We start from the raw sequence: 17,657 nt of genomic DNA, 5'->3' as shown, positions 1-17,657 counted from the left end.
GACGTGGTACGCCGCCGCCGCCGCCGACGAGCGGCGGCGGCGGCGGCGTACCACGTCGGCAGCGGCCTTCTGATCCGCCGTAACCCTCGCGCGAGTCGCTACCTGAAAACAGCAGCTCTTTTAGAGCCCTGGAGGCTCCGCGCGTGGGGAAAGTGCTTGATCGCTCAATCGATTATGAAGATGGAAGGTTCGCCAGATGTCTGATCTCCTCAAGCTCAGCACTCGAGATCGCTGGAGGTACTTACAAGACCGCTTTGTTTCTAAGATAGCCCTGCGGCATCAATGGGTTCGGACTCGCATCGATCGACAGTCCATTGCTCTCTCGGGGGCGTACTTTTCATCAAACATCGGCGATCGTTTTATGGGCGATGTTCTCTACGGAGCCTTTCAGAAGTCTGGAATTGACTGCCTCAGAGTCTCGCACGGATCTGTGGAGGCAGTGGGTCCACGCCCGGCCGTTATTATGGGAGGAGGCGAGCTCGGCGACGAGAGCTACTTTAGACGTATGTTTTCGGTCGCGTCGCCGGAGAAGGTTTTCGTGATCGGCACTTCGCCACACTGCGCTTTGCATGAGGCGCCCGGTCCACTGCTCCAGAAAATCCGACGAATTCCATTCTTCTGCGTTCGAAGTCGTTGGGCGGAGTCCTACATGAGAAACGAGATCGGAGTCGAACAAGTATGCTACGCGCCGGATCTTGTATTTAGCGGCGGGCTTCAGTCAATGGGCGGTGTCTCTCAGAAAGGGGTATGCGGAGTCAATATTCTCCCGTTCTACTGCGAAATTCATCGAGATGGGTGCTTGAGGCCGAGCGTTCATCTCCGGGAGACGCTTGCTCGAAGCGACCCGGATTTTGCCTCCCGACTCGACATCGCGCATCGCCAGTACATGGCGATGATGAAGGGGGTCCTTGACTTGCTAGCTCGACAATATAGGGAGGTTCGGATAATTCCTTTTTCCGTCGGCGACTTCGTTTTCTCTCGAAGTTTCTTTGCGGGCAGCCAGATTAAGATCCTTTCCCCCCCGTCCAGCCTTGACCAACTCTTGTCAGAGGTGTCGGCATGTGAACTGTTTATTCCCACGCGATTTCATGCGTTAGTGTCCGCGATGATCGCTGGTGTACCGTTTCGACCAGTGCTGTACTCGGCGAAGTGCGTCAACCTGCTTAGTGACTTGGGGGTCACAGTGCCTGGTCCATCCGTCGACCGTCGTCGAATTCTGGATGGGGAACCTCTAAAGATGGCTGAGGAACTGGTGGGTTGCGAACCCATTGTATTTCATCGTGACCGACTCGCCGAAGTACATGCAGCAAGCGTTCGGTCGGTTAATGAGATTGTTGCAGCAGTCTCTCACTCCGGTCTACAAGCAGGTTGAATATGTCGAGTGTGGCGAACGATGCACTCACTGTTGTCATTCCTACGCTTGGCCGTGAGCAGGTTTTGATTGAGGTGGTAGCGCAGGTAGTGGCCGCTTCAGGCCGGCCGGACGCGATAATCGTTATCGATCAGTCGCCCGCACACGAACCGGAGACCGAACGCCGCCTCGCGGAATGGCATTCGGTCGGGCGGATTGTGTGGGAGCGGCTAACCGAGGCATCGATTCCTAAGGCGATGAACCGCGGGCTGAAACTTGCGACGACCCCGCTGGTCCTGTTTTTGGATGACGACGTCCGGCTGCATGCCGGGTTGGTCGCCGCGCACCGGCGGGCCCACGCGGAGTTTCCGGAGGCGTGGGCTGTCGTGGGGCAGGTGATCCAGCCATGGCAGACGCCGACGGACCTGCCCCGGCCGCCACGGCGGACCGGGCTACGGGAAGACCGTGATTTCCCGTTTCACTCCGTGCGGCCGGCGGAGGTGGGAAACGTGATGGCCGGCAACCTTTCCGTGAAGCGGGATCGAGCGTTGAGGGTCGGCGGGTTCGATGAACGCTTCTACGGAGCGGCGTACCGGTTCGAGACGGACTTCGCCCGTCGGCTAATGACCGCGGGGGGGACGATTCGCTTCGCCCCCGACGCCTCCATCGACCACCTGCGGGTTCCCTCCGGCGGAACCCGAGACACCGGTTCCCACCTGACCAGCGCCGATCCCAAGCACGGGTTCGGGGACTATTACTACGCTCTCCGGCACGGGCGAGGTTCAGGAGAGAAGGCGGCTTACTGCTCGGGCCGGGCCTTCCGGGAGGTGAGGACGAAATTTCACCTCGCTCGGCCGTGGTGGATCCCGGTGAAACTGCTCGGCGAGGCCCGAGCGTTTTCGGCCGCCCGCAAAGCCGTTCGAGAAGCCCCTCTCCTGATGAACTGCAGTGCGTCTCCGGCAGATCCGTCGCCTGCGGCTTCCGTCCGGGGGAAGGCATGAGCGGCCCCCCCGTCAAGACGGCGTTCGTCACATCCCATCCCATTCAATACCAGATCCCCGTCTTTCGGGAATTGTTCGCCGACTCCGGGATCGATTTGACGGTTCTGTTCTGCCACCTGCCGAACGCGGCCGCCCAAGGCGACGGGTTCGGGGTCGCGTTCGAGTGGGATTTGCCGCTCCTGGAGGGGTATCGCTACGAAGTACTGGAGAACGTGGCCTCCGAGCCGTCGGTGACGCGGTTTGCCGGGTGCGACACGCCGGGCGTACGGGACGTACTCCGCCGGGGCGGGTATGATGCGGTGGTCGTGAACGGGTGGAATGTGAAAGCGATGCTGCAAACACGATTCGCCTGTCACCGGCTGGGGATTCCGTGCGTCGTCCGCGGCGAGGCGAACGATCTGAGGATCCGGCCATGGTGGGTACGGCGGATTCAGTCTCTGCTGGTGAACCGCTACGCCGCATGCTGCCCGATCGGAACGGCCAGCCGGGCGTTCTACCAAGCCCGCGGGGTACCCGACCGTCGGCTGTTTAATGCTCCGTATTGCGTTGAGAACGACCGATTCGCGGGTGCGGCGGCGGCCTCGACGGTGGGCGAGGCGCGGGCTCGATTCGGTCTCCCCGAGGACCGGATGGTGGCGCTGTTCAGCGGGAAATTTGAGACGAAAAAGCGGCCGCTAGACTTTCTAAAAGCGCTTGCGGCGGTCGCGGACGCCGGCGCGGCGGCGCCGCACGCCCTGCTCGTAGGGGACGGGCCGCTACGTGGGGAGTGCGAGGCGTTCGCCCACGCCCGCGCTTTGCCCGCGACGTTCGCGGGATTCGTCAATCAGTCGGAAATCCCTTTGGCATATCGAGCAGCCGATGTCCTGGTCCTGCCGTCCGACGCTGGAGAGACGTGGGGATTGGTGGTCAACGAGGCGATGGCGTGCGGTCGGCCGGCGATCGTCAGCGACCGGGTCGGCTGCGGGCCGGACTTGATTGAAGCGGAAGGGGCTCATGCGACAGGAGCGATCTTCCCCCTCGGAGACGTTCCGCGGTTGGCGCAACTCTTGAGCGACCTGGAACAAGACCGGGATCGACTGCGGCGGATGGGGGCGGCGGCTCGGGAACGGGTGGCGAGATACTCCCCCGCGACGGCCGCGGAAGGGCTTGCCGCGGCCGTCCAATCTGTCAGCGACCGAACCGTGAAAAAGCGGCCGACCGCTCCAAGGCGGTCCGGCTGATGGCCGGCTTATTTTATATGGCCGTGGCGGCTTGCTGCGGGATCTCCCTCATCCGGTGGCGGTGGGGCATCTACGCGGCCGTGCTGTTCGACGCAGTCCGGGATCCGGCTCGAAAACTCACGCCCGACTTCCCGCTGCTAATGACGCTGGCTCCGGCGGCGGTGTGGGCCGCGGTTTTCGCGGGATTGCTGTTGGAGAGACGCGGGGGGGCCAAGGCGATATTCCGGGCGCAACCGGGGACGAAAAGGTTCGTGGCGCTTCTTGTTGCAGCCCTGTTGCCCGGGGCGGCCGTGGCGGCCGCGACGTTACCCCGCGGACCGTTGGTCGCCGCGTTCGGCGCGGTGTCTTACTTGGCTCCCCTCCTTGGACTCGCGATTGGCTTCGCGTTCGCGCACTCGGCTGCGGACGTTCGTCGAATAGCGGGATGGTACTGTGCAGTGAACGCTGCGATGTTAATCTCAGTACCGGCTGAACGATTTGGGTGGGGGTGGCAGGGGCTGGGGGGGATCGAGATGGAGTGGGTTCGGTACCACGGTCAAGAAGTTATTCCACTGATCTCCGGTTGGTATCGTAGCCCGGACACCATGGGCCTGCGGGCGGCCCACCTAATGATGTTTGCGGCGACGCTTGCCGTTCATCGACCGGAAACGGGCCGTCGAATTCCTTGGTGGGGATGGCTACTGCTGGTCGTGTGGGGCGGAGCGTGTTTGGTCCTCTGCGGGCGACGGAAGATGATCGGCGTCCCGGTCGTATTCGTCGGCGTCTTCGCCGCCCTCCAGGCGCTGCGGGAGGGTTGGGTGAAGGCGGTGGGCATGGCCGCCGCGGGAGCGGGCATCGCCGCGGTGGGCATCGTATTGACCGCGGGCGAGACCGGATTAGGACTCGGGAACGAGGACTACTTAGCGTCGACGTTGGGCGACAGCACGGAGCGGCTGGGAACTGAAACCGTGTCTTCAATCGACCCCGTGCTGCGACAGTACGGGTTACTTGGCAACGGGCTGGGGTCCGCCACGCAGGGACACCACTACGTCGCCGGTCGGAACTTGGCGTGGCCCGAGAGTATGGGCGCGAGGGTGCTTACCGAACTGGGGCTACCGGGTACTGTTCTGCTTGTCTGCGCACTGCTGGCACTGTTGGGAACATTCGCCGCCGCCGTGCCTCGCCGCGGGGAGTTTGCTCCGCACGCCCGTCTGCAAACCTGCCTGCTGGCGATGCTCGCGGCGGCGGCGGCCTGCATGACGATCTCCCATCAGTCTTTCAGCGGGGATCCGATGGAAATGCTCCTGCTGTTAGCAATCGCAGGGTTCGTGCTGCGACTGGGAATGGGAAGTGGTGCAAGAAGTTGGGGCAATCGACCGCCCGGTCCTGCCCAGTGGCGCAGGGCGAATTCGAGGGGCGTTCACGACGCTCCGCCCTCTCGTCGCGGCCGGGATCGCATCCGTGCTTATCCCGAAACGAAACTGACGGGGAACGGCTGATGGCCATCGCGTTGATCGACGGCCTCTCCGCTCGCGCCCCCAGCGGCTACCACGTGCTTGGCGGCCATCTTCGGGAGTTAGCCCGCCGTACCGCGGGGCGGCACCGTTTCGTCTTGCTGCACGACCTCACGCAAGATGCATTGGGGAAGGATCTTCCGGAGAACATCTCGGCGATTCGGTTGGGCATCGACCTTACATCGCCGCTCCGTCGTGCGGTGTGGCAGAAAACTCAGCTCTCCAAAGAGGTGCGTCGGGCCGGAGCCGACCTCATTTTCACGCCTGCTGGCTCCCTGCCGCCCGTCCGTCTGCCGGTCCCGCAGGTCTGTTTCGCCCAAAACCCTTGGTGCCTGACGGAGGCGGTCCCGAAGAAGGGACTCGACAGGATTCGAGCAGCTGTCCAACGTCGAGCGTACCGGGCGGCGACCGCCGAGGCCGATCTGATGATCTATAACTCGAACCATCTGCGTCAGCTCTACCGAGACGCCGGCGCCCCCGCCGCAACCCGCGAGTTGATCCTCTATCAGGCCGTTGATGAATCTGCGCGGAAGGCTGCCGCGGCAAGCGGTGTACCGCGGCGAGACGATCTGATTCTTAGCGTATCGGTGATGGCCCGGTGGAAGAATGCGGAGACCCTCATACGTGCGGGCACGGCGCTCCGTAACCGTGGACGGCGGTTTGAAATAAGGTTCGTCGGCCCGTGGTCGCACCCCGATTATCGCGCCGAGATCGAGGCGGAAATTGCCGCTTCGGGCCTGCAAGATTATATTCGAATCGTCGGGCGTGTTTCCCGGGACGAACTGTATCGGCATTACGCGGAGGCGACCGTCTTCTGCCTGATGAGCAGGTGCGAATCATTCGGCATCCCCGCGGTGGAGGCCCAGACGTTCGGCGTGCCGGTCATCGGCTCGACGGCATGCGCAATGCCGGAGATCGGCGGCGCCGGCGGGCGATTTTGCGATCCTGACGACGTGACTGCAGTCGCTGATCACCTCGATCGACTGTTGACAGATCGAAACCATCACGCGGAACTGTCCGCCGCGGCGCGCGAGAATGCGGAACGGTTTCGCTGGGAACGGGTCACCCCGCCGCTGGAAGCGATGTTCGACCTGTGCTGACGCCTTCAATCCCGCCGCCGACGCTCGGAGACGCTCCTTCCCAAATGATTCTGATCACAGCACACGCGTGGGTGGACGATCTGGCCGGTGGGTCGTTCAAACTGGCGACCGAGTTCGCCGAGAGTCTCGCGGACCGTGGGCGCCGGGTGCACTATGTTTGTTGTGGACACGAACGAACCCCCCCGCCGCGGACGGTTGAGCGGGGGGTGACGGTGTGGCGCTATCCGCGTCCGCGGGGGCGAGGCCCCTTCGCTTTGTGGGGTCATGTGCGCGGGACAGCCGCCGCCGTGCAGAGAGTCCTTGCCGAGGCCGGACCGCCGGACTGCCTGAACGGGCACACGCCGTTGCAGTTTACCGGGGCGCTGAGGGGACTCCGGGGAGCGAAGTCGCGGGCCCGCGAGGGGGGCCGGACGGTGTATACGGTGCATTCCCCGTTTGCGGACGAGTTCGCCGCGGAGGGCCGCCGCGGACCGCAAGCTTGGTCGACCCGCGTGGCGGCAGAATTGGAAGGGCGAAACTGCCGCCGTGCTGACGCGATCGTCGGCCTCTCGGCATTCACTCTGCATCGCCTGCGAGCGTTGTGCCCCGACATATCAACGCTTCGGGACGCCCCGGTCGGGGGAGCTTCGGTCTGCCACGGGTGGATCGATATCGAACGTTTCCAGCCGGTCGAGGATCGTCCCGCACTGCGAGCCCGGCTCGGCGGGGCTTGGGCGAACGCGGCGGAGGAACCGACGTTCTTCACGCTGCGTCGCCTGCACCGGCGGATGGGGTTGGACCTGCTGATCGACGCTGCCGCGGCGTTAGACCGGTCCGGGAAGCGGTTCCGGCTGCTCATCGGCGGCGGCGGCCCGCTCCGAGGCGAGCTGCAGGCCCGAATCGACTCTCTCGGGCTGTCGGAGCGCGTGACGCTGCTGGGGTTCGTGCCGGACGAAGACTTGCCGGACTGCTATGCGGCGGCGGACTGCTTCGTGCTGCCGACCCGCGACTTGGAGTGCTTTGGACTAATCATTTTGGAGTCCTACGCGGCGGGCGTACCGGTGATCGCCACGCCGGTCGCGGCGATCCCGGAATTGGTCACGCTAGCCGGTGACGGATGGCTGACGGAGACCGCCTCCGCCGAGGCGCTGGCTGACCGAATGCAAGCGTTCTTGGCCGGTCGCCTCGCCGGCGACCCCGCGAAGCTTCGTGGGATCGCCGAGGGCTTTGATCGAACAGCCGGCGTCTCCGCCCTGGAGTCCGTCTGCTTTTCCGGACGCTCCGTTTCGTCCCGCGATCCGGCCCTCTCGTGACGCCGCCCGACCCCCACCGACGCTCCGTCCGAGCAATCGGCAAGTTCCTCAAGCTCTTCTACCCACGTGGCCACGTGCGGCGTGTCCTCGTAGGGCCGCTGCGCGGGGTTCGTTTCGTCGTCCGTGACGCGATGGGCGTGGCCTACGCCTGCGGGATGGACGGCCAACAGCTGCGAGCCCTGGCGGGACGGGTGCGGACCGGGCAGACCGTCTATGACGTGGGCGGCAACCGCGGGCAAGTCGCTCTGCTGTTCGCCGGGGCCGTCGGACCGGGCGGGCGGGTCGTGTGTTTCGAGCCGGTGCCCGGCCTTGCGGATGATTTGGAGCGGAACCTCGCCCTCAACGAATTCGGCGAGGTCCGCGTGGTGCGGGCCGCCGCGGCCGACCGGGAAGGCGCCATGACCTTCGATTTTCCAGAGGACCGAGCGACGCAGGGCAAACTGCGGGATGTGGAGCCTACGTACCGGCACGACGGCGCGTCGGTGCTGCAGGTGAAAACGGTGACCCTCGACAGCGTGGTCGCCGCCGGCGAGCGGCCGCCAGACCTGCTGAAAATCGACGTGGAGGGCGCCGGCGCTGCGGTCCTGCGGGGCGCTCAGCAGATTTTGGAACGGCATGCTCCGGCGGTCTACATCGAATTGCACGGCCCGGAGGAACGGGCCGGCGTGCAGGACGAACTAATCTCCCGCGGCTACCGGATCGAAACGCTGGACGGGCGCCCAGTCTCGGCCCCTGCCGACGACGCGGCTAACGTCCTGTGGTGCGTGCGGGACGCCCCCGTCGGAGATATACGGTGCCGAGATCTATAATGAATATAGTTATGCAAACGCCGGGGCGGCCCATACATGTGCGTATCTGCGGGATCCGGTCCGTGCGCTGATCCCGCGGCCGGCGTCGACGTGGCCGGGGTCGATCTGTCGGAGAGTGGCATCGCGTTGGCGCGAAGAACGCATCCGGGCGTGGGGTTCGAGGTGGCGTCCGTCACCGATAACCTCACCAGCTTATTCGAGCGGCGGTTCGACGCCGTGACGTCGCTGGAGGTTGTGGAGCACCTTTACGACCCGCGAGCGTATGTTGCGGCCCTGTTCGACGTGCTGGAACCGGGCGGTACGGTCATCATGACGACCCCCTATCACGGTTATCTTACAAACCCCGCCCTCGCCGCGGCTGGTCAGCTTGACGACCACTTCACCGTTCTGTGGGACGGCGGGCACATCAAGTTCTGGTTGCGGCGGACGCTGTCCGTCCTTTTGACCGAAGCCGGGTTCGAGGACGTTCGGTTTCGCGGGGGCGGCCGCCTGCCATGGCTGTGGAAATCCATGATCCTGTCCGCCCGCAAGCCGGCGTGACCTCCGCCCAGCCTGCTGGCGGCCCGGCCCGGCCCTCCGCTGTCGCCGTCACCCCCGACGACTGTCCTAGCCCGCACTCGCTGGGCAATAAACTCGCCCGTGTCGCTTGGGGGGCGGTGCGGCCGACGTTGTTTGCACGTTCGCCTCGGCCCATGTGGGGGTGGCGGCGGTTCCTGCTGCGGCTCTTCGGGGCGAACGTCGGGCGGGGAGCCAAGGTGCTGCCGTCGGCGAAGGTCTGGCTGCCGGCGAACCTGACGCTGGGGGAGTACGCTTGTCTCGGGGCGGAGGTCGACTGTTACTGCGTCGCCCCGATCTCCGTGGGCGCTCACGCGACCGTGTCGCAGCGGGCGTTTTTGTGTGCGGCGACGCATGACATCTCGGACCCGCACATGCGACTGGTCGCCCGGCCGATTATGATCGAAGCATCGGCGTGGGTCTGTGCGGAGGCGTTCGTCGGGCCGGGGATCGCCGTGGGGGAGGGGGCGGTGGTCGGAGCCCGGGCGGTCGCGGTGAAGAATGTCGAACCCTGGGCGATCGTCGTCGGTAATCCCGCTCGGTTCCTCCGCCGACGGAATTTGCAAGAGCAGCCGGTCGCGGACGCGTCGCGGGCGCCGGTCTGACCTGTCGCCGGTCTCGATCGGTCGAATGCTCGGGCGATCGCGTCGTCGGTTCAGCGGACATCATTGTAGTCGCGGTACCAGTCCACGAACGCGGCGACGCCTTCCTCGATCGGCGTGACGGGGACGAGATCCGTCACCTCTTCCAACGATGAGGTTTCCGCTGCGGTCGAGACGACATCTCCCGGCTGCATCGGCAGGAATCGCTTGTTCGCTGGGCGGCCGCATGCGGCTTCGATCGCCTTGATCAGACGCATCAACTCGACCGGCTCCCGGCTGCCCAGATTGTAAGTTCGGAACGGGCCGGTCCCCCGGTCCGGCGAACGCGGCGGCACCGCGTCCGGGGCCGGCGGCCGGGCAGCGAGGCGGACGACGCCCTCCGCGGCGTCATCGATATAGGTGAACCCCCGCTGCATCTTGCCTCCGCCGTACACGTCGATCGGCTCACCTCGCAGAATCCGCTCCGTAAACTTCCAGACGGCCATGTCGGGCCGTCCCCAAGGGCCGTAGACGGTGAAGAACCGTACCCCGCTACACGGCAGCCCGTATAGATGGGTGTAGCTGTGGGCCATCAGTTCGTTCGCCCGCTTCGTCGCCGCGTACAGACTGATCGGGTGGTCTGCCGGCTGATCGGCCGCGAGGACAGGCTCGGCGCTCGCCCCGTACACGCTGCTGCTGGAGGCGTACACCAAGTGCGGTGGGGCGCCGGCGCCGGACTCGGCCTGCCGGCGGCAGGCCTCCAGCACGTGTAGGAATCCGGTCAGGTTCGCCGCGGCGTAGGCGTGTGGGTTGTCGATGCTGTACCGCACCCCCGCTTGGGCAGCGAGGTGGATCACGCATTCGAACGGCCCGGCCTCGAAGACCCTTGCCGCCGCCGAGCGATCGCCGAGGTCGAGTTCGAGAAAGTCGAATCGTCCACGCGTCCGCTCCGCAGCAGCCGATACTCGATCCAACCGCGCCCGCTTCAACGCTGGCGAGTAATATGGGTCCAGATTGTCCACTCCGATCACGCGCATCCCGCCGGCGAGCAACCGCTCTGCTACCGCTGCGCCGATGAACCCCGCCGCCCCGGTCAGCAGCACGGGTTGGGAGCGCTTCTCCGCCCGAACGGGTCCGGTTTCGCTTGGCCGAGCCGGTACAGACAAAGGGGGAGATCCGCGATCGGTAGGCTTGAATGCTTGAAGGGGCACCGTAACCAGCGATCGGCGAAAGGTCGATACACGCCCCGCAGATCTACGACGAATACATGTGCGAAGAATCTATTCCGGCACCCGGTGTTCGCTGTATGATTCAAGGTGTCAATTGCCTTTGATCAGAAGCAGATGAGATCCACGCCTCCAACTCCCGCGGTTACCCATGTCGTAGGGACGGGAGCCGTTTAGCGAGAGAGGGCGTGCCTGCTCGGCCAAGCGGTCCGCGACCTTGGTCGAAGAGGAGGGTATGGTGATCCTCATCCCTCGCGGGGGATGCCGCGGATGTTCGGCCGCCGCCGTCGCGGGACTGCGTGGGGACGGCGTCCCGCGACGAATGTCCGGCGTGGGATTTCACAGAACGGCCGGACGATCGCGCCAACTTTGTTCGGGCGTTCTTCGGCCGGTTGTAGTCTACAACTGATCGGGGTAGTTTGGGGTTGTTACGCCTACAACCGTTGTCTATCGGCGGTCGCCGCGAAACCCTATCGCTGTAGTGGTCAAACGGCCCTCGGGCCGGGATTTTTTCGGACTTATGAGTCGGCTGCTCTAACCGATTGAGCTACGGCCCCTTGAGTCTGCGATGATAGGCGTTTCGGGCGGTCTCCGCGAGGGCGGCCGTCGGTGCGTCACGACCGTTTCCGCAACCGGACGCCCGGGGGAACCCGCCGCGTCCGCCGGGTCGTGGCCCGCAAAACCTGCCAGGAAGGCGGCCCGTCCCGGCAAGCCCCGGCGATCCGGGGCGAAGACCCCGGGGGGCGGCTACTTCGCGTCGTTCAGGAGTTCGACCATCGCCTTCCCCATCGCCAGTCCCACGTTCATGTAAGTCTTGGCGTTGCCGCCGTAATGGCCGTTGGAGGCGCCGCCCTGGCTGAGCGGGTGCGTGTAGACCGTGGCGACGGAGTCGGCGAGGTCGGGGCGCCGCGCCGGGTCGCTGAGGGCGAGTTGGGCGTCGAGGATCAGCTTTTCGTTGCCGGCGGCGGACTCCTTCTCGGTCTGGCCAAGGGTGGCGACGACGAACTTGGCGTCCGGGGCGTCGAACTCTGCGCGGAGGGCCGCGGCGAGGTTCGCGAGGTTCTGCTCGTACATGGCCGCGTGGCCGGCGTCGTAGCGGTCTTTGTCGCCCTGCCACCAGAAGAAGCCGGCGACTTCGTAGTCCGCGGCGCCGGGGTAGTACGCGCCGAGGTCCGCCAGCACGGCTTGGGCGCGGGCGACGTCGCCGGCGTACTGCACGCCGGCGGTCCAGCCGATCGGTTCCGGCTCGGCTCCCTTCTCCCACCGCAGCGGGGTCTCGCCGTAGCCGGCGTAGACGTAGGTCTTGCCGTCCTCGGGATCGACGAACTCGTACGACGGCGAACCGGGCGGGAGCAGGTCCCAGCCGAGGCTGCGGTTGCCGATCGCGCTTTTGAGGAGCAACACCGGCTCCTCCAGCGCCGCGCCGAGCCGGTGGCCGATGCCCTGCTCCACGCCGACCTTGCCGCCGGAGACGGTCAGCCATTCGTTCTTCCGCACCCGATTCTTCCCCGGCCCGCCGCTGCCCATCACCGCGACGTTCCGCACGTCCGCCCGCGTCGTCCAGTTCCCGTCTTCGTCCACGAGGAACGGGTACAGCCCCTCGGTTTTCACCGCGTGCTCCAGCCGGCCGTCCTCGTCGCCGGCGACCTTGCCCATTTCGAGCATGTTCGACTGCCCCATCAGGATGAAGACCTGCACGGTCTGCGAGGGGTCGGCCGGCGTGGGGTCCGGGTCCGGCAGTTGGGCGAACGCGGCGGCGGCCGGGCACAGCGTCGCCAAGCAGGCCGTCAGGAACCTAAGTCCCGGCGGTACGGCGGAGCGATGAGCGAGCGGACGCATGGGGGTTCGGACGGTCTGGAGTTCGGGAACGGCCGCCCCGACCGCCCGTTGCGGGGGGCCTGTCGCCCGGGCGTTCGGATCGACGATCACTTGACTGTCGGTCCCCGCGCCCGTCAATCACACGCCGCGGCGCCGACGATCCGGCTGGACCGGGCCCGTGAGGGCGTTGTGCGGCGTCGGAACGTCACTTCTCGGCGCCGTTCTCCCTGAGCTTCAGCAGCCGAGCCGCCTCGCCGCGGACGCGTGGGTCGCCGTCTTGAGCACGGCGCTTCAGCAACGCCAGCGACTCGGCCGACTCCGTCGACCCGGCAGTCCGGGAACAAGACCCGCCACGGCCGGAGACGGTCCGCAGAAAATCCGGTCGAACCCCGGAGCCGCGCGCCGGGTCGAGCGACGGCCTATCGCCCGGACCGCCGACTGACCGTATCGGTTCGTCCTCCGCCGCGTTCCTATCTCGGCTGGGCGACCCTCGATCCCGGTGCGGGCGCGGACGTCGCAGTTTTGGGGTAGGGCATTTTGGCGTCGACGTCTTCGCGCCATGCGTGCAGCATTCTCTTCAGCTTTTGCGCAATCTCGGGTCGGGACTCCGCGAGGTCGTTCTGCTCGCCGATATCGTTTTCGAGGTCGAAGAGCTGAACGGTTCCGTTTTCATAATACTCAAGCAGCTTGTATCGTCCGAAACGAACGGCGCCGCCCGGACTTTGGTAACCGTGATTGCTGTAGTGGGGAAAGTGCCAGTAGACCGGTCCGCGGTCGTAGTCTTCAGATCTCAAAGCGGGGACGAAACTTCGGCCGTCCACATGTTGATCGGGTAACGCCGGGAGGTCCGACATTTCGAGCAGGGTCGGGTAGTAATCCGTTCCGGTGACGATCGCCTGTGACGTCGAGCCGGGTTGCGTCTTGCCGGGCCAATGGACGATCAACGGCACTCGAATTCCGCCTTCGTAGTTCCAGCCTTTGGCCCCGCGAAGCGGCAGGTTGGAGCTTGCGAAGCGCGAGTTCAGAAACTCGCGGGGACGGCTGATTCCTCCGTACTGATTCGAGGCCGCCATGCCTCCGTTGTCGGACGTAAAGATGATGATCGTGTTCTTTTCCAGTCCGAGTTCTTTCAGCGTCGCGCGGATTCGACCGAGGCTTTCATCCGTCGCCTCGACCATCCCGGCAAATTCGACGTTGTCCTGTTTCTGCTTCACCCACGCCACTCGCTCGTTCTGATGCGATCGGCCGTCGTCGTTTTCTTCGAGCTCTTTGAGCTTCTCCCCTGAGATCGCGGGGCCGTCCGGGTTGGGTTCGAGGATGTAATCCGGGCCCTCCCGATGCCGCATCGTCGCCAGTTTCTTCTCGTACTTCTGAACCAGATCCTTGCGACCCTGGATCGGATCGTGAACGGAAAAGTGCTCCAAATGCACGAAGAACGGCTTGTCTTTGTTTCGCTCAATAAAATCGACGGCCGCATCGGTCAGCTTATCCGTAAAGTAATCGCCCTCCTCTGCGGGCAGCGTTTCGTCATATCCGCCGCCGAAAGGATGATGATAGGACCGCACCCATCCCGTGACGGCTTCGTCGAAGCCGTAGCTCTTCGGATCTTTCCTCAGATGAGCCTTGCCGTAGTTCGCGGTGGCGTAGCCATGCTGACGCAACGTCTCCGCCAGCGTTTGTTCTTCATCAGGCAGAGCCGTGAGCTTTTCGGCGTGGTGCAGCGGCTCGAAATCCCTCTCGGGGCGTCCGCCGAGCCACTCGGTCAAATTGGTCCGCGCCGGATACTTCCCGATCAGGACGCTCGCCCGGCTCGGCGAGCAGACGTGGCACGTCGAGTAGGCGTTCTCGAACAGCATGCCGTCTTTCGCCAACTGGTCGATCGCCGGGGTTTCATAGAACTGGCTGCCGTAGCAACCCAGATCCCGCTGGCCAAGATCGTCCACGAGAAAGAAGATCACGTTGGGCTTTTGCTGCGCGTGCAGTTCAACGCAGTCTATCAGCGAGAGCGCGGCACAAAGCGCAAGCATCTGGATGGCTCGTCGGGTTCTCATCTTTCGCGCTAAAATGAAAGGGGAACTGGAATGGGAAACGCTTCGCGGGGGTCGGAGAACGCTTCGCGATTATCATTTGCGGCGAAGCCGCTTTATGAACATACGTGGGTCAGCATCGTCGCTTCATTCTTGACCCGCACGCGATCGAGAACGCGCCCGGGACCGCTCGGATTCGTTTTTGAACTCGGGGGCTGTTTCTTTCGGCAACCAGCGGGCGAGCCGATCCCGCATCGCTTGGCGGGTCGGGTCGCCTGCGAGATTGTGGAATTCGTCTGGGTCGCTGCGATGATCGTAAAGTTCCTCCGACGCGTCGTCATAGACGATCAATCGCCAGTCCCGGCTCCGGACGGAGTGATTGTCAAAGTACGATGACGTGATCGCCGGTCGTTCCCGGGACGTCAATGGATCGGCGAGTTGAGGAACGAGAGAAACGCCTTCGAGATGAGAGTTGGCCGGCAGCCCGCACAGCTCGACCAGCGTCGGGTAGATGTCCAGCAGGCTGCTGGGTTCCAGGCATGGTTTGCCCGCCTGGATATCCGGTCCGGCAAACAGAAGCGGAACCCGCGTGGATTCTTCCCAAAGCGTGCGCTTGGCCCAGTGTCGTTTTTCGCTTAGGTGAAATCCATGATCGCTCCACAAGACGATGAGGGTGTCGTCGGCGTGGGGGCTGGATTCCAGAGCATCCAATACGATGCCCACGCAATGGTCGACGAAGCTGATCGATGCCAGGTAGGCGTGGGTCAAGCTTCGCTGCTTGCCGTGCTCGACTACTTCGGCGTGCGTGGGAGCGACCGCGTAGTCGTTGATGCTGAGAAAGCTCTTCGGAAGGTCGTCGAGGTCGGACCCAGGGTTCGGCGGCAGCGAGAGTTTTTCTGCGTCGTAGAGATCAAACCACTTCGGCGGAACGTAGAGCGGAACGTGAGGGCGAAAGAAACCGACCGACATGAAGAACGGCTTGTCAAAATCCTCCTGCAGCGCTTCGGCGGCCGTGTTCGCCAATTGGAAATCCGCCGTCTCAGCGTCGTCTTCCGGGAACGCACCCCAATCCCAAGCTTTGCTCCAGTGCGGCGGACGGTTCAGCGGCTTCTTCGGCGTGGGGCTTTTCGGGCGGCCAAGAGACCGGTCGATGTCAGCGGTTAGTCTTCCGCTGAAGCCATGGTGCAGCACCTTGCCGCCGGACAATGTGTAATAGCCGTTGTCCTTGAAGTAACGCTGAATCGTAGGGACGTCGGCGAGCGCAGGCAGCTCCTCATAACGGGGGCCGATTTCATAACTGCCGTGCGTCGTCGCGGCGACGCCCGACATCACGCAGACTCTGGACGCGGAGCAGACGGGAACGGCGCAATGGGCGTTGGCGAAGCTCCGGCCCCGCAGTGCCAGCGCGTCCATGTGAGGAGTCGCCGTTTGTGGATGGCCTTCGAGGAAACCGGTCCAGTCGTTCAGATCGTCGATTGCAATGAAAAGGACATTGGGCCGGCTACCAGGATCGTCCGACGGCTCGGCAGCCGCAGCGCACGAGAAAGCAAGGCCGAGAATCAACAGCGAAGCGAAGTTTGTCGTCATGATGAGGTTTGATCGTCTTGGGCAATCCGAAGCTTAAGCGAAGGAAATATTGTCTCGCGCATACGCGTCGCCGGTTGCATCGCTCGGTGCGGATCTTACCTCAGCGCCAGTTCTCGATCGCTCGTTTGAGTCGTTCGACGACCCCTGGGCGCTTCGCGGCAAGATCGTGTTTCTCGTGCGGGTCGTTCTTGAGATGGAACAGTCGGGCCGGAGCCTTATCCCAGACGTGTACGTTGCGGTACTTCGTCGTGTCCTTGCCAGCGTAGCGCACGAGCAGCTTCCATTCGTCCTCCACGCACCAGAGATATTGCTGCGTATCGTCAGGATCGCCGACCGTCATGTTATGGATCGAGTGGGCGACCCCAAACACTTGCGTGCGTTCGTTCCGAGCGTCGGCGTCCATCAGGTCGATCCCGGGAAGATTTGCGGGAGCCTCCGCACCGGTCGCTGCGGCAATGGTCGGAAAGAGGTCGATGGCGTGGGCGAGGTCTTTGCTCCGCTCCGGCTTTACGCGACCCGGCCACGAGACCATGATCGGCGTTCGGATGCCGTTCTCATAGGGCGAACCTTTGGATCGTTGTGCGAATCCTTTCCACAGTTTCTGGTTGGGATCGTCGGCGTTGGTACTGGCGGCTGCCCAGCCGTTGTCGCAGATGTAAAGCACGATCGTGTTTTCGGCGACGCCTTTTGCATCCAGGTGATCAAGCAATTCGCCGCAGGTTTCGTCGAACCATTCGCACATGGCGTAGTACTCTGCGACATCCTGAGCGCGTCCATCGATCGCGTATTTGGCGAGCAAACGTTCCGGCGGATTATGCGGCGTGTGGGGAAGGAACGGCGCATACCAGACAAAGAACGGCTTCTGCTGCTGGACCGCCAGATCGATGAACTCCGTCACCGGCTTCATTCCTTCACGCCCGATCTTCAGACCGGCGTCGCCATGCCGACCCCCACGTTTCGGGTCGCCATGGGTCATGCCATGAGTGAACCCGCCATCGGCGAAAGAGCCTTCCCACCACTTGCCCGACTGATGCGCGAGATAACCGTTTGCGGTAAGCGTTCGGATAAAGCTCGGATGCTGGCGAAACTGCTCACGCAGGGGGACGTCGAGCGCGGCGCGATCGTTACCGCCATCGACGTCATTTCCCGTGATCCCGTGTCCAAACGGATAGAGACCGGTCACCATCGAAGCCAGAGAGGGCCTGCAAAGCGGCGACGCCACGTAGCCACGATCCAGCACGAGACTTCGCTTAGCGAGCGCGTCGAGGTTCGGCGTCTGAATCGTCGGGTGCCCCATAAACCCGTAATCCGTCCACGCCTGGTCGTCACTGAGGATCAGGACGATATTGGGTTTGTCGGCGGCAAGGGAAAAGCTGCCCGGGCACAGTGTGACGGCCAGAGCTAAGAGTAGATGTTTATTTGTATTCATGGACGTCGCGGCGATTCGTATCGTTTTCTGCTTGGACATAGCGCTCTGATTGGACACAGGCATTGTGGCTTGCCGCGGCGTCAAGCGTTTTGTCGCGGAACTGAGAACGAAAAGGCGTCGGGAACGTGTCGGGAACCCAATCCGGTTATTGGTTCCTGACGCGTTTTC

General features: G+C 64.0%; 14 protein-coding genes. 9 read left to right on the top strand and 5 right to left on the bottom strand.

The genetic code is table 11. From position 1 onward, the window contains the following. Positions 1 to 196: 196 nt before the first annotated feature. The 9 genes from LzC2_RS23055 to LzC2_RS12340 are packed head-to-tail and all read left to right on the top strand — an operon-like array spanning position 197 to position 9,426. Positions 197 to 1,372: a polysaccharide pyruvyl transferase family protein gene (locus LzC2_RS23055; RefSeq protein ID WP_171187378.1), complete on the top strand. Its 1,176-nt coding sequence runs from the start codon at positions 197 to 199 to the stop codon at positions 1,370 to 1,372. A gap of 2 nt (positions 1,373 to 1,374) precedes the next feature. After that, complete coding sequence (locus tag LzC2_RS12375) at positions 1,375 to 2,352, top strand: glycosyltransferase family 2 protein (RefSeq protein WP_246254968.1); 978 nt, start codon at positions 1,375 to 1,377, stop codon at positions 2,350 to 2,352. Next, positions 2,349 to 3,572, top strand: coding sequence for a glycosyltransferase family 4 protein (locus LzC2_RS12370; RefSeq protein WP_171187373.1), 1,224 nt, complete (start codon positions 2,349 to 2,351; stop codon positions 3,570 to 3,572). The genes LzC2_RS12375 and LzC2_RS12370 overlap by 4 nt, the downstream gene beginning before the upstream one ends. After that, the gene (locus LzC2_RS12365) at positions 3,572 to 5,050 is read left to right on the top strand and encodes a hypothetical protein (RefSeq protein ID WP_171187371.1); all 1,479 of its coding nucleotides are present in this window, start codon (positions 3,572 to 3,574) and stop codon (positions 5,048 to 5,050) included. Before LzC2_RS12370 ends, LzC2_RS12365 begins: the two co-directional genes overlap by 1 nt. Further along, on the top strand, positions 5,050 to 6,165 hold the full coding sequence (locus tag LzC2_RS12360) for a glycosyltransferase (protein ID WP_171187369.1): 1,116 nt from the start codon (positions 5,050 to 5,052) through the stop codon (positions 6,163 to 6,165). Before LzC2_RS12365 ends, LzC2_RS12360 begins: the two co-directional genes overlap by 1 nt. Positions 6,166 to 6,209: 44 nt before the next feature. Beyond that, complete coding sequence (locus LzC2_RS12355) at positions 6,210 to 7,457, top strand: glycosyltransferase family 4 protein (RefSeq protein ID WP_171187366.1); 1,248 nt, start codon at positions 6,210 to 6,212, stop codon at positions 7,455 to 7,457. Continuing rightward, positions 7,454 to 8,266, top strand: a complete 813-nt coding sequence (locus LzC2_RS12350) for an FkbM family methyltransferase (RefSeq protein WP_206678683.1) — start codon at positions 7,454 to 7,456, stop codon at positions 8,264 to 8,266. Before LzC2_RS12355 ends, LzC2_RS12350 begins: the two co-directional genes overlap by 4 nt. Before the next feature lie 36 nt (positions 8,267 to 8,302). After that, the gene (locus LzC2_RS12345; RefSeq protein ID WP_171187361.1) at positions 8,303 to 8,806 is read left to right on the top strand and encodes a class I SAM-dependent methyltransferase; all 504 of its coding nucleotides are present in this window, start codon (positions 8,303 to 8,305) and stop codon (positions 8,804 to 8,806) included. Next, entirely contained in the window at positions 8,803 to 9,426 is a 624-nt protein-coding gene (locus tag LzC2_RS12340) for an LbetaH domain-containing protein (protein ID WP_171187359.1), read from the top strand. Before LzC2_RS12345 ends, LzC2_RS12340 begins: the two co-directional genes overlap by 4 nt. 50 nt (positions 9,427 to 9,476) lie before the next feature. Here the strand turns inward: LzC2_RS12340 and LzC2_RS12335 are convergent, their stop codons facing one another. The 5 genes from LzC2_RS12335 to LzC2_RS12315 form a co-directional block, all read right to left on the bottom strand. Beyond that, the gene (locus tag LzC2_RS12335; RefSeq protein WP_171187357.1) at positions 9,477 to 10,505 is read right to left on the bottom strand and encodes an NAD-dependent epimerase/dehydratase family protein; all 1,029 of its coding nucleotides are present in this window, start codon (positions 10,503 to 10,505) and stop codon (positions 9,477 to 9,479) included. Positions 10,506 to 11,375: 870 nt separating this feature from the next. Next, positions 11,376 to 12,467, bottom strand: a complete 1,092-nt coding sequence (locus LzC2_RS12330) for a sialate O-acetylesterase (RefSeq protein WP_171187355.1) — start codon at positions 12,465 to 12,467, stop codon at positions 11,376 to 11,378. A 449-nt stretch (positions 12,468 to 12,916) separates the two neighbouring features. Continuing rightward, the gene (locus LzC2_RS12325; RefSeq protein ID WP_171187353.1) at positions 12,917 to 14,473 is read right to left on the bottom strand and encodes a sulfatase; all 1,557 of its coding nucleotides are present in this window, start codon (positions 14,471 to 14,473) and stop codon (positions 12,917 to 12,919) included. A 147-nt stretch (positions 14,474 to 14,620) separates the two neighbouring features. Next, positions 14,621 to 16,060, bottom strand: a complete 1,440-nt coding sequence (locus LzC2_RS12320; protein ID WP_171187351.1) for a sulfatase — start codon at positions 16,058 to 16,060, stop codon at positions 14,621 to 14,623. A 100-nt stretch (positions 16,061 to 16,160) separates the two neighbouring features. Next, the gene (locus tag LzC2_RS12315) at positions 16,161 to 17,489 is read right to left on the bottom strand and encodes a sulfatase-like hydrolase/transferase (protein ID WP_171187384.1); all 1,329 of its coding nucleotides are present in this window, start codon (positions 17,487 to 17,489) and stop codon (positions 16,161 to 16,163) included. Positions 17,490 to 17,657: the final 168 nt, after the last annotated feature.

Origin of the sequence: Alienimonas chondri (assembly GCF_013036045.1) — a bacterium.
Classification (GTDB): Bacteria; Planctomycetota; Planctomycetia; order Planctomycetales; family Planctomycetaceae; genus Alienimonas; species Alienimonas chondri.
The sequence above is the reverse complement of the archived record's forward strand: the minus strand, read 5'-3'. Positions and strand labels throughout refer to the sequence as shown.

Coding starts and splice junctions, on each gene's coding strand:
- LzC2_RS12355 (WP_171187366.1), top strand. CDS start 6,210: ATGATTCTGATCACAGCACACGCGTGGGTGGACGATCTGGCCGGTGGG.
- LzC2_RS12325 (WP_171187353.1), bottom strand. CDS start 14,473: ATGCTTGCGCTTTGTGCCGCGCTCTCGCTGATAGACTGCGTTGAACTG.
- LzC2_RS12315 (WP_171187384.1), bottom strand. CDS start 17,489: ATGAATACAAATAAACATCTACTCTTAGCTCTGGCCGTCACACTGTGC.
- LzC2_RS12365 (WP_171187371.1), top strand. CDS start 3,572: ATGGCCGGCTTATTTTATATGGCCGTGGCGGCTTGCTGCGGGATCTCC.
- LzC2_RS12320 (WP_171187351.1), bottom strand. CDS start 16,060: ATGACGACAAACTTCGCTTCGCTGTTGATTCTCGGCCTTGCTTTCTCG.
- LzC2_RS12345 (WP_171187361.1), top strand. CDS start 8,303: ATGTGCGTATCTGCGGGATCCGGTCCGTGCGCTGATCCCGCGGCCGGC.
- LzC2_RS12375 (WP_246254968.1), top strand. CDS start 1,375: ATGTCGAGTGTGGCGAACGATGCACTCACTGTTGTCATTCCTACGCTT.
- LzC2_RS12360 (WP_171187369.1), top strand. CDS start 5,050: ATGGCCATCGCGTTGATCGACGGCCTCTCCGCTCGCGCCCCCAGCGGC.
- LzC2_RS12330 (WP_171187355.1), bottom strand. CDS start 12,467: ATGCGTCCGCTCGCTCATCGCTCCGCCGTACCGCCGGGACTTAGGTTC.
- LzC2_RS12370 (WP_171187373.1), top strand. CDS start 2,349: ATGAGCGGCCCCCCCGTCAAGACGGCGTTCGTCACATCCCATCCCATT.
- LzC2_RS23055 (WP_171187378.1), top strand. CDS start 197: ATGTCTGATCTCCTCAAGCTCAGCACTCGAGATCGCTGGAGGTACTTA.